The organism is Edaphosphingomonas haloaromaticamans (genome assembly GCF_001853345.1).
Classification (GTDB): domain Bacteria; phylum Pseudomonadota; class Alphaproteobacteria; order Sphingomonadales; family Sphingomonadaceae; genus Sphingomonas_E; species Sphingomonas_E fennica.
Genome location: NZ_MIPT01000001.1, coordinates 1055300 through 1068589, shown reverse-complemented (window position 1 = coordinate 1068589; position 13290 = coordinate 1055300). Strand labels below are relative to the sequence as shown.

The 13290-nt window shown below is 68.3% G+C and carries 12 protein-coding genes; 1 reads left to right on the top strand and 11 read right to left on the bottom strand.

Annotated features, from left to right (window positions below; translation table 11 throughout):
* Positions 1–51 precede the first annotated feature (51 nt).
* Positions 52–435, top strand: coding sequence for a nuclear transport factor 2 family protein (locus BHE75_RS05020; protein ID WP_070932817.1), 384 nt, complete (start codon positions 52–54; stop codon positions 433–435).
* On the opposite strand, the gene BHE75_RS05015 is transcribed toward BHE75_RS05020, so the two are convergent.
* From BHE75_RS05015 to ybaL, 11 genes are all read right to left on the bottom strand, one after another.
* Positions 432–1082 carry a Pr6Pr family membrane protein gene (locus BHE75_RS05015; RefSeq protein ID WP_070932814.1) on the bottom strand — a complete coding sequence of 217 codons (651 nt, stop codon included), beginning with the start codon at positions 1080–1082 and terminating at the stop codon, positions 432–434. The two genes, BHE75_RS05020 and BHE75_RS05015, sit on opposite strands and share 4 nt — an antisense overlap.
* A 66-nt stretch (positions 1083–1148) precedes the next feature.
* A complete protein-coding gene (gene proC / locus BHE75_RS05010; protein WP_070932810.1) occupies positions 1149–1970 on the bottom strand; it encodes a pyrroline-5-carboxylate reductase in 822 nt (273 codons plus the stop codon).
* Between the two features lie 58 nt (positions 1971–2028).
* A complete protein-coding gene (locus BHE75_RS05005; RefSeq protein ID WP_015459578.1) occupies positions 2029–2538 on the bottom strand; it encodes a YbjN domain-containing protein in 510 nt (169 codons plus the stop codon).
* 113 nt (positions 2539–2651) lie between these two features.
* Positions 2652–2945 carry an accessory factor UbiK family protein gene (locus tag BHE75_RS05000; protein WP_015459577.1) on the bottom strand — a complete coding sequence of 98 codons (294 nt, stop codon included), beginning with the start codon at positions 2943–2945 and terminating at the stop codon, positions 2652–2654.
* A 32-nt stretch (positions 2946–2977) separates the two neighbouring features.
* Positions 2978–3532: a TspO/MBR family protein gene (locus BHE75_RS04995; RefSeq protein ID WP_015459576.1), complete on the bottom strand. Its 555-nt coding sequence runs from the start codon at positions 3530–3532 to the stop codon at positions 2978–2980.
* 127 nt (positions 3533–3659) lie between these two features.
* On the bottom strand, positions 3660–6788 hold the full coding sequence (locus BHE75_RS04990) for an efflux RND transporter permease subunit (protein WP_015459575.1): 3129 nt from the start codon (positions 6786–6788) through the stop codon (positions 3660–3662).
* Positions 6789–6792: 4 nt separating this feature from the next.
* Positions 6793–7821, bottom strand: a complete 1029-nt coding sequence (locus BHE75_RS04985) for an efflux RND transporter periplasmic adaptor subunit (RefSeq protein WP_015459574.1) — start codon at positions 7819–7821, stop codon at positions 6793–6795.
* A 412-nt stretch (positions 7822–8233) separates the two neighbouring features.
* Entirely contained in the window at positions 8234–9322 is a 1089-nt protein-coding gene (locus tag BHE75_RS04980) for a Rieske 2Fe-2S domain-containing protein (protein ID WP_015459573.1), read from the bottom strand.
* Between the two features lie 237 nt (positions 9323–9559).
* Positions 9560–10273, bottom strand: coding sequence for an EthD domain-containing protein (locus tag BHE75_RS04975; protein WP_041864937.1), 714 nt, complete (start codon positions 10271–10273; stop codon positions 9560–9562).
* A 108-nt stretch (positions 10274–10381) separates the two neighbouring features.
* Entirely contained in the window at positions 10382–11398 is a 1017-nt protein-coding gene (locus BHE75_RS04970; protein WP_070932807.1) for a cation diffusion facilitator family transporter, read from the bottom strand.
* A gap of 232 nt (positions 11399–11630) precedes the next feature.
* Positions 11631–13256 (bottom strand): YbaL family putative K(+) efflux transporter, encoded by a 1626-nt coding sequence (ybaL, locus tag BHE75_RS04965; RefSeq protein WP_070932805.1) that lies wholly within the window; start codon positions 13254–13256, stop codon positions 11631–11633.
* Positions 13257–13290: the final 34 nt, after the last annotated feature.

Genomic DNA, 13290 nt, shown 5'->3' with positions numbered 1-13290 from the left:
GCGCGCCGGCCCCTTCCCTTTCGTTTCCGCTTCACCATCCGGGATGCCGCCATGCCCCCGATCGACTGGCAGGCCTTTGCCGCCAAATGGTGCGAAAGCTGGAACGCCCACGATCTCGATCGCGTGCTCGATCATTTCCACGAGGACGTGCTGTTCACCTCGCCGGTGGCGGCCAGCCTCTTTCCCGAAACCGGCGGCACGATCCGGGGCAAGGCCGCGCTCCGGGCCTATTGGTCGGAAGGGCTGAAGCGCATCCCCGACCTGCATTTCACCGTCGAGCGGATCTTCGCCGGCGTGGACACGCTCGTCATCCAGTATCGCAACCAGAAGGGCGTCAGCGTCAGCGAGGTGCTGGTGTTCGAAGGAGGCAAGGTGCGCCGGGGCCACGGCACCTATCCGCTTGCCACGGACGATCCGGCCGGAACGTCCCGCTAGCGCCTTGAAACGGCCCCCAGCCGGCGATCCGCCGCGATGACGACGAGGCACAGCAGCAGGAAAAGGGCGAGCAACCCCGCCACATTGGCCGCCACCCGGCCATAGCCGAGCGCGGCAGCGTCCAGCACCGGATAGGGATATTCGCCCACCACCGCCCCGCGCGCGATCGCGTAGAGCGCATAAGCGAACGGCCACGCCGCCATCGCGCCTGCCGAGCGCCAGCTCGTCCGGCCATGCGGGGCGAAGATGAGCCACCAGCCGGCATAATGAAGCGGCGTGGCATAATGGAGCGCCACGTCCGCCACCTTGAACCAGCCGGCCGGCGCCCAGCTTGCCGCCAGCACGAAATGGTAGAAGGCCATCACGAACAGCATCGCCGCCATCATGCCCGCCCGCACCGCCGGCCGCCGCAGGACGGCCAGCGCCGGCGCGCGGCTCGCGGTGGCGAGATGCACCGCCGCCAGCACGCCGTTGCTCAGGATGGTGAAGAAGCTGAGATAGAAGAGGATGGCGCCGCCGAGGCTCCGGCCGTTCGCCATCCCCGCCGGAATGGTGAGCCCGGCCTGCAGGGCGAGCGCGGCCAGCCCGAGCAGGCAGCCGAAGCCGGCCGCCGCCCTGCCCGCCTTGCCCACCGCGTCGTCCGCCATGCCGCCCTCCCGGCCCCTCGCGGCGATCATGGCGCGGGCCGGCGGGAGGTCAAGGACGGCGCGGTCCTATCCGCGCGCGGCGGCCGCCATCTCCGCATTGCGCCGCGCCGAAGCCGACAGCGTCCGCGCCATCAGTTCCTTCAGCGCGCCGTCATGATCGAGCACGTTCATGCCCTCGCGCGTGCTGCCGCCGGGGCTGGCGACGCGATCGGCAAGCTGGCCCGGCGTCTCGTCCGATCCGGCGGCGAGCAGCGCCGCGCCCTCCNCCGTCGCCAGCGCGAGCCGCGCCGCCTGGTCGGCGGGCAGGCCCAGCGCCGTGCCGGCATCGGCCATCGCATCGATGAAACGGAACAGGAAGGCCGGCCCGCAGCCCGAAAGGGCGGTCACGGCATCGAACTGGTCCTCGCGCGCGATCCATTCCACCAGCCCCAGCGGCGCAGTCAGCCGCCCGGCGAGGTCGGCGGCGCCGTCCGAAAGGCCGGCGCCGTGCAGCGCCATGACGCCCTTGCCGATCGCGACAGGCGTGTTCGGCATCACCCGCACCACGCCTTCCGGCGCGGGGAAACGCTGGCGGAGCGAGGCGACCTCCACGCCGGCGAGGATCGATATCAGCAGCGTCTCCCGCTCCAGCGCGGGCGCGATGGCGGGCGCCACGGTATCGAGCAATTGCGGCTTCACCGCCAGCACCACCACCGCCGGGGCCGCGCCATCGGGCGGGGGCGCGGGCCAGGCGATCACGCCTTCGGGCAGGTCCTTCGCGCCGGGATCGATCACGATCACCTGATCCGGGTCCATGCCGGCCGCCAGCCAGCCGCGCAGCATCGCGCCGCCCATATTGCCGGCGCCCACCAGCCATAGCGGCCCTTCGAGAAGCTTCGACACACGCATCTCCCTTGATCGTCCGATGCGCGGATAATGGGTGCGGCGGTCCTTGCCTACCCGTCTCTCAGGCTTCGCCCTGCGTTTCGATCAGGGCGGCGGAAATCGCCTCCTGCGGGGTCTTGTCGGCCCAGAGCACGAACTGGAAGACGGGGTAGAAGCGCTCGCACTCGTCGATCGCGGCTTCCACCAGCGTTTCCGCCTGCTCGATCGTCAGCACCGATTCCTGGTTGCTTTCCAGAAGCGCGGCATGGCGGAACAGCAGCATGCCGGACGTCGCCCACATTTCGAAATGGCCGATCCAGAGCTGCTCGTTGATCAGGCCGATCGTCTCGTAGATCGTCGCGCGCTTGTCGGTGGGCACGCGGATGTCGGGCAGGGCCAGGAACTGGAGGACGCGATCCTCCTCGCGCCACACCGCCCGCAGCTCATATTGCGTCCAGCTTCCCTGGAAGGTGGCGACGATCTCCTCATCGCCGTTGCGCTCGTGATTCCAGCCATGGGCCGCGAAATATTGCTCGAGCATCTCGATCGGCGCGCTGGCATCCCGGCCGCTTTCGAAATCATCGACGGTCATAAGCCCCTCCCCACGGGCGCTGGCCGCTCATGGTGAACAAGGCGGCGGAACGTCGCAAGCGTCCGGGTGGGCAACCGGGTCGCTTAACCACGATTAAATTGTGGATGATGGCCTCAGGCTGCGGGCGGCTCGCCACCGGACTTCGCCTTTGCGCTCCTGGCCTTGCCGGTCGCCCCCTCCAATGCGTCCAGCCGGGCCTTCAGCGCGTCCACCTCGTCGCGCGCGGCGGCGGCCATCGCCTTCACCGCCTCGAACTCGTCACGGCTCACGAAATCGAGGCCGCCGATCCATTCCTTGGCGCGCGCGCGCGCGCCCGCTTCCGCCTCGCGGCCCATGCCCGCCAGCGTGCCCGCCGCGCCGTTCAGCATCTTCACGAGATCGTCGAAAATGCGGTTTTCCGATTGCATGACCCTGCGTTTCCTGTGTGCTTAATGGATTATTATAGACTGATCTGGGTCCGAACGCGCCCCGGCGCAAGCGATTCCGCGTCCGGGTTGGCCTGGAGGATCTGGAAGTTCAGCAGCGCGGCGAACAGCAGCCAGGCCAGATAGGGCAGCAGCAGCAGCCCCGCCAGCTTCCGAATTCCCCAGAAACGCCACATCGTTACGGCAACGACCAGGATGAGGACCAGGATCAGCCCCAGCGCCGCCGTCACCTGATGCGCCCCGAAAAACAGGGGCGACCAGGCGAGATTGAGCGCGAGCTGCAGCACGAAAAGCGCGATCGCCGCGCCCCGGCCCCGCGCGCCGCGGGCGGACAGGATCAGCGCCAGCGCGAAACCCATCAGCACGTAGAGGATCGTCCAGGCGACGGCGAACACCCGGCCCGGCGGCATGATCGCCGGCTTGCGCAGCGCATCGAACCACGGATTGCCGTAACCGGAATTGGCCAGCCAGCCCGATGCGATGCCCAGCAGCAGCACCAGCGGCACCATCACCAGCGCCCAGCGGACGAACGCCATGCGAAGCTGCCCTTGCGACGCGATCTGCCCCATGCCGTCCCCTGCTCCCCCCAGAGCGATCCGCGCCCGCGGGAATCACGGGCGCTACAGAAATCGCGGCATTAAAGTCGCCCGTGCGGCGCCATGCAATTGGAAATCCGTCACTTGCGCCGTCCCGGCCTTATTCGGCCGGATGCGCCTGCCCACCGCCCAATGCCGCCTCCAGCTTGCGCGTCACCGCCAGCGGCGATCCGGTGCGGCGCGCCATCAGCACGTAGAGCACCGGGATCATGAACAAGGTGATGATCGTCGCGATGCTGACGCCCCAGACGACGACCACGCCGATGGAACGCCGCGCCGCCGCGCCCGCGCCGCCCGCCAGCATCAGCGGCACCGCGCCGGCGACGGTGGCGATCGACGTCATCAGGATCGGCCGCAGCCGGCGCACCGCCGCCTGCCGGATCGCATCCAGGAAGGCGACGCCCTCGTCGCGCAACTGGTTGGCGAATTCCACGATCAGGATGCCGTTCTTCGCCGCCAGGCCCACCAGCATGACGATGCCGACCTGGCTGTAGAGATTGAGCGTCTGGCCCATCACCGCCAGGCCGACGATGCCGCCCGCCACCGCCAGCGGCACGGTGGTGATGATCACGCCCGGATGCACGAAGCTTTCGAACTGCGCGGCCAGCACGAGGTAGACGAGCACGATCGTCATCAGGAACACGATCAGGATCGATCCGCCGCTTTCCTTGAAGGCCTGGCTTTCGCCGCGATAGCCGACCGCCGTCACCTCGGGGGATGCGGCCGCCTGCTCCTCCAGGAAGCTGAGCGCCTCGCCCAGCGAATAGCCGGGGGCGAGCCCGCCCGAAAGGGTGATGGCGCGCATCTTGTTGAACCGCCCCAGCTCGCGCGCATCGGCGCTGTCGCGCACGGTGACGAGGTTGGCGAGCGGCACGAGCTGGCCGGACATGGACCGCACATGCACCCGGCCCAGATCCTGCTCCACGCTGCGGCCGGAAGGATCGGCCTGCACGATCACGCGATATTCCTCGCCGCGATCGACATAGGTGGAAACGCGGCGCGAACCCATCAGCGTCTGCAATGCCTGGCTCACCGCGTCCACCGAGACGCCGAGGTCGCCGGCGCGCGCGGTATCCACGTCGATCAGCAGCTGCGGCTTGGTTTCCTTATAATCGGAATCGAGGTTGATGATGCCGGGGTTGTTCGCCGCCGCCGCCAATATCCGGTCGCGCGCGCGGGCCAGCTCCTCATAGGTCGTGCCCGCGATCACGAAGTTCAGCGGCTGGCCGCGCCCGCGGCCCAGCGCCGAAGGCGTGCTGGCATTGCCGCGCATCGCCGGCAGTTCGCTCAGCTTGCCGTTCACCACGTTGATCACGTCCTGGGTGGTGACGGTGCGATCCTCCCAGGGGCGCAGGAACAGGGTCATCGCGCCGCTGTTGAAATCCTCGGTCGCGCCGAAGCTGCCGGGCACGCGGGTCACGGCCCGGCGCACCGCCCCGCCGCTTTCGCCGCCGTCCTGGCCGACCAGCGGCAGCACCAGCTTCTCCACTTCCTGCATCTGGCGGTTGAGCTCGTCGAAGCCCGTGCCTTCTGCGGTGTTGAGCTGGAGGAGGACGATGCCCGTATCCTCGGTCGGCGCCAGTTCGGACTGCAGCGTGGTGTAGAGGGCGCCCGCGCCCGCCAGCACCAGCGCCACCGCGCCCAGCACCAGCACCGGCCGGTCGATCGCCTTCGCCAGGGTCCGCGAATAGGCGCTTTCGATCCGGCGGAAGCGATCGTCCACCCATTGCGCCAGCCGGCCGCGTTCCTCGTGCCTGAGCAGCTTGGAACAGAGCATCGGCGCCAGCGTGAGCGCGAGGAAGCCCGAAAAGGCGACCGCGCCGATCATCGCGGCGGCCAGCTCGCGGAACAGCAGGCCCGATTGGCCCGCGATGAACATCACCGGCAGGAACACCGCGCACACCACCACGGTCGTCGAGATGACGGCGAAGCCGACCTGCCGGGTGCCGAGATATGCCGCCGCCAGCGGGTCCTCGCCCTGCTCTATGCGGTGATAGACATTCTCCAGCACCACGATCGCATCGTCCACCACCAGGCCGATCGCCAGCACCAGCGCCAGCAGGGTCAAAAGGTTGATGGAGAATCCGAACACCCACAGCACCGCGAAGGTCGCCAGCAGGCAGATCGGTACCGTCACCGCCGGGATCAGCGTCGCGCGCCAGCTTCCCAGGAACAGGAAGATGACCGCCACCACCAGCACCGCCGCCTCGCCCATCGTGTGATAGACGGCATCGATCGCGCGGGAGATGAACAGCGAGCTGTCGCTGCCGATCTCCATCGTCATGCCCTTGGGCAGGTTGGGGCGCACCTCGTCGGCCACCTTCTTGGCGGCTTCCGCCACCGCCAGCGTATTCGCGCCCGATTGGCGGACGATGCCGATACCCACGCCCGTCTGGCCGTTGGCGCGGAAGGAGGAATAGAGATTCTCCGGCGCTTCCTCCACGCGGGCGACGTCGCCCAGCCGCACCAGATAGCCGCCCTGCCCGCGCCCGACGACGAGCTGGGCGAACTCAGCCGCCGTCGCGAAGGGGCGGTTCACCCGCACCGTGACATTCTGGCGCTGCGCCTCGATGCGGCCGGCCGGCAGCTCCACATTCTGCGTGCGCAGGGCGGTCTCGACATCGCCGGGCGTCAGGCTGAAGGCGGCGAGCCGCTCGGGCTGCAGCCACACGCGCATCGCCGGCCGCGCCTCGCCGCCGATCTGCACGCGCGCCACGCCGTCGATGGCGGAAAAGCGATCGACCAGCGTGCGGTCGACATAATCGGAAAGCTGGACGCGCGACCATCCCGGCGGCGCGGAGAAGGTGAACCACAGCACCGGCTGCGCATCGGCGTCCACCTTGCGGATCTCGGGCGGCAGCGCGTCGTCGGGCAGATCCTCGGCCACGCCGCCCACGCGATCGCGCACGTCGTTGGCGGCATCGTCGATGTTGCGACCGGGGCTGAACTCCACGGAGATGTCGGAGGTGCCGTCGCGCGATCGCGAGGTGATCGTCTGGATGCCCTCGATGCCGGCCAGCCGTTCCTCGATCAACTGGGTGACGCGGCTTTCGACGACGTTGGCGGCGGCGCCCGTATAGGTCGTCTCCACCGACACGATCGGCGGATCGACATCAGGATATTCGCGCACCGAAAGCGCGAAGAAGGCGACCGCGCCGATGATCGTCAGCAGGATGGACATCACCGCCGCGAAGACCGGGCGCTTCACCGAAACGTCGGAAAGCAGCATCGCCTTACTCCGCCGATGCCTGCTGCGTGGGCTTGGCGGCGGCGGGGCCGGCCGTGCGCACCTTGGCGCCGTCGGCCACCTTCACCACGCCTTCGCCGACGATCTTCTGCCCCGGCTTCAACCCTTCGGTGATCTCGATCATGCCGTCGCGGCGCACGCCCACCTTCACCGGCGTCCGCTTGACCACGTCGTCCTCGCCGATCAGGAAGACGAAGCGATCCGCCCCCTGGCCGATGATCGCGGGCTCGGGCACGGCCGGCGCCACGCGCGCGCCGGATTCGATCGCCACGGTCAGCAACATCCCCGGTTTCAGCCGGAGGTCGCCATTGGGCAGCACCGCGCGCACCATCACCGATCGCGTCGCGGGATCGACCACGGGATCGATCGTGGCGATCGTGCCGCGAAACGGCTGGTCGGGGTAGGCGGCGGCGCGCGCCTCGATCGTCTGGCCGGGCTTCACCGCCGACAGCATCGTCTCCGGCACCGGGAAATCCAGCTTGATGCGGGAAATGTCGCTGATCGTCGCGATCTCGGTTCCCGCCGAAACCACCGCGCCGGCCGAAACCGTGCGCAGCGAGGCGTAGCCGGCAAAGGGCGCGCGGATTACCCGGTCGCCGATCGACGCGATCGCCTCGGCCGCCTGCGCGCGGGCCGAGGCGGCGGCGGCGATCTGGGCATCCACGCTGGCATTGGTGGCGAAGCCCCGATCCTTCAGCGCCGAAAGGCGGGCAAGCTGCTGCTCCGCCTCGCGGGCGCGGGCGCGGGCATCGGCCAGCTGGGCGTTCTGCTGCCCGGCGGCGAGCACGGCGATCACCTGCCCCTGCGCGACGAAGCCGCCATCCTCGAAATTGATGCGGTCGATCCGCTGCGTCACCGGCGCGGAAAGCGTCACCTGCTCATTGGCGCGCGCGCTGCCGACGGCCTCGATCCGATCGATGAAGCGCGCGGACGCGACGGTCGCCGCCGTCACCAGCGGGGCCTGGCGGGCGTCGCCCTCTTTCTTGCCGGCGCCACAGGACGCGAGCGAAATCATCAAGGCTGGCAAAAGAATATGTCGCATCAGCTTCAGAACATGCTCCGCTAGTCGCCCGGGTCCATACGCAATTTGCGCGCCGCCCCGCCCTTCATGGGCTTGCCGGCGGCCATGGTGGCTTATGCCACGGCCATGCGCCTGGAATATTTCAATATTGATATGTCGCGCGATCCGCACGGTTCATCGCTGGATCTCGCACCCTCCGGGTGCATGCAACGCGCCGCCGACGGCCGCGCCATCTTTCGACAAATCGACAAGAGGCTTCGACGAACGGCAGCGCCGCGCCTGCCGACCGCCATCCGGCCCCGTCATTTCTTCGGCAAAGGCGCCGAAAATCCGTCGCCAAGCAAAAAGGGCGGAGTCCACGGCCCCGCCCCTTCCATGTCGATCCGCCTCTTGGGAGGCGGCGGCGTCAGGCGACCTGCTGGTCGTCCCAGGGCGCGTTCAGCGTGCCCCGCGTGATGATCGTCCCGTTCACGCGCGCCCGGAATTCCTGGGCGCGGGCGCGTGGGTTGTAGAATTGGCGATACCAGATGCGCAGCTTGCCGATCGGGCCGTCGCCCAGCACCGCCATCGGGTTGAAGCAGGGGCGCTTATTGGCCCACACCTCGAAATCCTGGCTGAACGCATCGCACGAGGCCTGCTGATAGGCCCGCGCCATGCCGATCTCCTCCTCGCTCGGCACCGCGCCCGCCACCTTCACGAGCAGGCCGTGCCACACCTTCACGACGCCGTCGTCCACCGGCGTGTGGGTGATGAGGATGATCGACGGGAACTGCCCCGCCATCTGCGAAATCAGGATGCCCGGCCCGGTATACCAGGTGTCGGTGAAGAGCGGCTCGCCCCCTTCGGCCGAAAGCGTGCGGTGGCCGGAGGACATGCGCTGCACGACCTTGTGATCCTCGAAATCATTTTCGAACAGGATCACGTCCTGCGTGCCGTGGATCGGCTCGAAATGGGCGCGATCGGCCATGTTGTCGACGATCTCGACGGGGTGGCTGTTCAGCAGCCCCAGCCGGTCCATCTTCCAGTTCACCCAGTGCGGCGCGCCATATTCGGCGAATTCCGGCAGGTCATATTCGGGCTCGCCGCCTTCCGGGTCCCACCACATCCAGATGCAGCCGGCGCGTTCCTTGACCAGCCAGCTTTCCAGCTTGGCCGCGCCCGGCACCTTCTGGGGCGAATAGGGGATCTGGTTGCAGCGGCCGTCCGGGCCGAAGCGCCAGCCATGATAGGGGCAGCGGATCGAATCCCCTTCCACCTGCTTGCCGTCGCGGATCACATAGGATGTGGTGTTGCGGGCCAGATGCGCGCCCATGTGCGGGCAATAGGCATCCACCATGTGAAGCGCGCCGGATTCGCCGCGATACAGCACCATGTCGCGGCCGAAATAGCGCACCGCCAGCGGCTTGGTGCCCTCCAGCTCGTCCGCGTCGGCAACCATGAACCATCCCCTGGGGAAGGTCTGTTCGCCAAGGCCATATTCAGCCGTCGTCGCCATCTTCACTCTCCGCATATTCCGCCCGTGGCCGGGCACCCGCGACTCTTATCGTGGGATGAAACTACCATAAGCGGCGCCATGGCCGACCCGTCCATTTGGACCTGCGGTTCCGCTGGAACCGCTCCCGTCCACGGGGCCGCCCGGCCATCTTGCCGAATTGCGTTGGCCAAAACGCATTATTGCAACGCATTTCGGCACATATTTTCACGCAAGCACCGTCAATGCAAGCTTATTGGCTCATCCGCCGATCGGCCGGAGATCGAACTGGCTGGTCTGGATCACGTCGATCCGCTCGAAATCCATGAACTGGGCGCAGGCTTCGAACATCAGCCGCTTGTTCTCCTGCCACTTCGCCGGATCGCCGGGGCCGTCATAATAAGCCGCCTCGTCATGGAAGGCGGCGGCGGGGAAGCATTCCTCCACGATCGCAACGAAGGGCGGGGCGCCGTAGGTGAGCGGCCGCACCACCAGATTCTGGCGATATTCGAAATTGCTCTGCGTCTCGATCGCCACCGCCGTCTGCACCCGCCGCCACTGATAGGCGAATTCCTCATGGCTCATCTTGGGCGGCTGGCCGATGAAGGCGAGCTGGGAGAAGCCCTCGGTGCGCTTTCCCTTCACCGGCGGGTGAAGCTCGTTCGGCAGCGGCACGGATTCGCACACCAGCCAGGCGGCGAAGCGCGGCGCCGCGCGGCCGACGATCTCGTCGATCGCGGCGCGATAGGGATCGTGCGAGCAATGCACCCAAAGCTGGATCACCGCATCCATCTGCGGCCGGATATTGGCGATGCGCGGCACCGTGCCGCCGACGACATCCTCGTCCGCCACGTTGATGCGCAGCGCCAGCACATGCGGTCCCAGCGCCTCGGCCACCTCGCCCAGAAGCTGCTGCTTGAAGGCGGCCGCATCCACGGCGTCGGATCGCCACAATGCGTAGATTATCTTCTCCATATCTCTCCATTCCGTTGCCGCCCGCGCATCTCATGGCGCGTTCGCGGATGATGGAGGAGGAAGGATTGCGCGTCCAGCCCGGCCGCCGGGGAACCCCCTCCCGATGGCCTAACCGCCGTGGAAGGCGCAGCCGCCGATGTCGCACCGCCCCTCGCCCACGCCTTCCCCCTGCTCGATCTGCAGGGTCGCGTGGCCGATGCCGAAGCGATCGTGGAGCATCGCCGCCGTCCGTTCCAGGAAGGCGTCGCCCGGATGCCCACCCGGCACCACCAGATGCGCAGTCAGCGCCGTCTCCGTCGTGCTCGTCGGCCAGATGTGGAGATGGTGGACCCGCGTGACCCCCTTCACCTCTGCCAGCGCCTGCTGGACGGCGGCGGGATCGATCCGCCCCGGCACCGCCTGCATCGCCATGGCGAGCGATTCCCGGAGCAGCCCCCAGGTGCCGGCGACGATCACCAGCACGATCACCAGGCTGGTGGCGGGATCGATCCAGTCGGCCCCCGTCTTCAGCGTCAGCAGGCCGGCGATCACCACGCCCGCCGAAACCGCGGCATCCGCCGCCATGTGGAGGAAGGCGCCCCGGATATTGATGTCGTGCCCGCTGCCCCGCGCGAACAGCAGCGCCGTGCCCAGGTTGATGACGATGCCCACCCCGGCCACGATCATCATCGTGCCGCCCGGCACCGGCGCCGGCTCCGCGAACCGCTGGATCGCCTCCAGCGCGATCGCCCCGCAGGCGATCAGCAGCAGCACCGCATTCACCAGCGCCGCCAGGATCGATGATCCGCGCAGGCCGTAGGTGAAGCGCGGCGTCGGCCGGGTGCGCGAGGCGAACCACGCGCCCCAGGCGATCGCCAGCCCCGCCACGTCGGAAAGATTGTGGCCCGCATCGGCCAGCAGGGCCATCGATCCGGTGGCCAGCCCATAGAACGCCTCGACGGCGGTATAGGCCAGGTTCAGGCCGATGCCGATCGCGAAGGCCCGGCCGAAGCTGGCCGGCGCGTGCGAATGCCCGTGCCCGCCATGGCCGTGGGCGTGGGCCGCATGCGCGGCGTGCCCCTGAGACACATGGTCATGCGACGCGTGGTCATGGGATGAATGATCGTGATGATGGGCGCCGCCCATGTCCTTGTGATTCCTGCGCCCGCTGCTGACCTTGCCTTAAAAGGCGCCACTATGGGGCGCCGGTCAAGCCGGATAGATCGGATCGCCACGCATTCTTTGCGCCGCCTCCCCGCTTCGGCGCTTCTTCCTCCCCTCCCCGGAAAGGCGGGGGGAATGCCCTGCGCCGGCGGGCCCGGAAGAACCGTTCGGCCGGAAACCGCCGCTCCGGGATTCCAGCCGCTTCCCCCTCGCCCTAGCGGCCGATCAGCGCCTCGTCGATCATCCGGCGCGCGATCTCGCGCTCGCCCATGATCGCGCGGTCGGCGCCATGCGTTTCCAGATAGGCGGACTCGGCATCGCTGTGCGCCCTGGCGACGATGCGCAGCGCGGGATTGAGCGTGCGGGCCTGCTCCACGATCTGTCCCGCCTCGAAGCTTTCGGGGATGGCCACGAACAGCATGCGCGCCTTGTCGATCCCCGCCTCGCGCAGCAGCGCCCCGCTCGCCGGGTTGCCGGCCAGCACGGTGGCCTTCTCATGGGCGGGCAGGCCGGACTTGTCGGCCTGGGCCTCGATCACCGTCACCCGCTCGCCCGCGTCGGTCAGCCCCTTGGCGACGATGCTGCCCACCCGGCCATGGCCCACGATCACGACATGGCCGCGCACCGGCGCCGGCGGCTGGCCGCCGATCGCATGTTCGGGCTCCACGCCGCCCGCCACCCGCGCGGCGAAGCGGTCGATCAGCGAGAAGAGCAGCGGGTTCAGCATGATCGAGATGATCGCGCCCGCCAGGATAAGATCGCGCCCGTCCGACGGCAGCAGCTCCAGCGAAAAGCCCAGCGTCGCCAGGATGAAGGAGAATTCGCCGATCTGGGCCAGGCTCGCCGCGATGGTCAGCGCCGTCTTGTTGGACTTGCCGAAGGCGCGGACGATGCCGAAGGCGGCGATCGACTTGCCGAACATGATGATCAGCACCGTCGCCAGCAGGGCCAGCGGCTCGTCCGTCAGGATATCCGGGTTGAACAGCATGCCCACCGATACGAAGAACAGCACGGCGAACGCGTCGCGCAGCGGCAGCGTCTCCTCGGCGGCGCGCTGGCTCAGCGGCGATTCCGCCAGGATCATGCCGGCGAAGAAGGCGCCGAGCGCGAAGGACACGCCGAACAGCAGCGCCGCGCCGAAGGCCACGCCCAGCGCGATCGCCAGCACCGCCAGCCGGAACAGCTCGCGCGATCCCGAATGCGCCACGGAATGGAGCATCCACGGCACCGCGCGCCGGCCGACGATCAGCATGAAGGCGACGAACGCCACCACCTTGCCCACCGTCACCGCCAGCGCCGTGGCGACGCTGCCGCCCCCGCCCTCGGCGATCGCCGGGATCAGCACCAGCGCCAGCACCATCGCCAGATCCTCGACGATCAGCCAGCCGACGGCGATCTGCCCGCGTTCGGTGTCGAGGATGCGGCGTTCCTGCAGAGCGCGCAGCAGCACCACCGTGGAAGCGACCGAGAGCGCGAGGCCAAACACGAAGCCGCCGGCCACGCTCCAGCCCAGCAGCCAGGCGAGCCCCATGCCCAGCAACGTCGCCACGCCGATCTGCCCCAGGGCGCCGGGCACCGCGATCTTGCGGACGGCCATCAGGTCCTTGACCGAGAAATGCAGGCCGACGCCGAACATCAGCAGGATCACGCCCAGCTCGGCCAGTTCGTTGGCCAGGCTCTGATCGGCGACATAGCCGGGGGTGAAGGGCCCCACCGCGATCCCGGCCAGCAGATAACCGATCAACGGCGACAGGCGCAGGCGGAAGGCGATCTGCCCAAGGATGAAGGCAAGCACGAGGCCGGCGACGATGGTGCCGATGAGCGGTGTTACATGGGGCATGCGGCGATCTGATCTCCCTGTTGGCGGTCGATCC

What these genes read in the sequence shown, in the direction of transcription:
- BHE75_RS05020 (WP_070932817.1), top strand. Translation starts at nt 52, where the DNA reads ATGCCCCCGATCGACTGGCAGGCCTTTGCCGCCAAATGGTGCGAAAGC.
- BHE75_RS05015 (WP_070932814.1), bottom strand. Translation starts at nt 1,082, where the DNA reads ATGGCGGACGACGCGGTGGGCAAGGCGGGCAGGGCGGCGGCCGGCTTC.
- BHE75_RS05005 (WP_015459578.1), bottom strand. Translation starts at nt 2,538, where the DNA reads ATGACCGTCGATGATTTCGAAAGCGGCCGGGATGCCAGCGCGCCGATC.
- BHE75_RS05000 (WP_015459577.1), bottom strand. Translation starts at nt 2,945, where the DNA reads ATGCAATCGGAAAACCGCATTTTCGACGATCTCGTGAAGATGCTGAAC.
- BHE75_RS04995 (WP_015459576.1), bottom strand. Translation starts at nt 3,532, where the DNA reads ATGGGGCAGATCGCGTCGCAAGGGCAGCTTCGCATGGCGTTCGTCCGC.
- BHE75_RS04990 (WP_015459575.1), bottom strand. Translation starts at nt 6,788, where the DNA reads ATGCTGCTTTCCGACGTTTCGGTGAAGCGCCCGGTCTTCGCGGCGGTG.
- BHE75_RS04985 (WP_015459574.1), bottom strand. Translation starts at nt 7,821, where the DNA reads ATGATTTCGCTCGCGTCCTGTGGCGCCGGCAAGAAAGAGGGCGACGCC.
- BHE75_RS04980 (WP_015459573.1), bottom strand. Translation starts at nt 9,322, where the DNA reads ATGGCGACGACGGCTGAATATGGCCTTGGCGAACAGACCTTCCCCAGG.
- BHE75_RS04975 (WP_041864937.1), bottom strand. Translation starts at nt 10,273, where the DNA reads ATGGAGAAGATAATCTACGCATTGTGGCGATCCGACGCCGTGGATGCG.
- BHE75_RS04970 (WP_070932807.1), bottom strand. Translation starts at nt 11,398, where the DNA reads ATGGGCGGCGCCCATCATCACGATCATTCATCCCATGACCACGCGTCG.
- ybaL (WP_070932805.1), bottom strand. Translation starts at nt 13,256, where the DNA reads ATGCCCCATGTAACACCGCTCATCGGCACCATCGTCGCCGGCCTCGTG.